Below are 518 nucleotides of genomic sequence, written 5' to 3'. Positions count from 1 at the left end.
GATGCCGGACACGGCCAGCGCGGTGGCTAGGTGGGTTTTGCCGGTGCCTGGGCCCCCGATCAGCACCACGTTCTGCGCGGTGTCGGTAAAGCTCAGGTTGGCCAGCTCGCTGATCAAGCGCGCGTCGGCGCTGGAGGCGCTGAAGTCGAAGCCGGCCAGCTCGCGGTGCATCGCCCGCTTGCCAATGTTCATCTGGTGGTTCACCGAGCGCATGTCGCGATCTGTGTGCTCTTGTTCCAGCCGGTGGTCGAGCAGCAACTTGGACGAGGCTGTGTTCGACTCACCCTGCGCAGTCAACTCCGCCCAGGCCGTGGCCATGCCGTGCAGGCGCAGCTCCTTGAGTTCCGCCATCAAATCACGCATGACCGATCTCCTCGGTCTGGCCACGCAGGCGGTCGTAGCGCGCCGTGTTAGCGACGGGGGCTTCCTTGAGCGACAAGTGGGTTTCGACGCTGGGTGGTGGTTCGGTCGCGGCCAGGCGCGCCACGACATTGAGGATGTGTTCGGCGCTCAGGCTG

1 protein-coding gene and 1 pseudogene are annotated in these 518 nt (G+C 65.4%); both read right to left on the bottom strand.

The window, feature by feature from the left end:
* Positions 1 to 363, bottom strand: a 363-nt coding sequence (locus HBO11_RS28485) for an ATP-binding protein (protein WP_170059077.1), incomplete at its 3' end; no start/stop codon positions are given.
* Positions 356 to 518, bottom strand: a pseudogene (locus tag HBO11_RS28480) (IS21 family transposase); the annotation flags it as partial. The gene HBO11_RS28485 and the pseudogene HBO11_RS28480, both read right to left, overlap by 8 nt.

It is taken from the genome of Pseudomonas sp. WS 5010, from assembly GCF_012985565.1.
Lineage (GTDB): Bacteria > Pseudomonadota > Gammaproteobacteria > Pseudomonadales > Pseudomonadaceae > Aquipseudomonas.
Note: the sequence above shows the minus strand (reverse complement) of the source record. Positions and strands in the feature narration are given on the sequence as shown.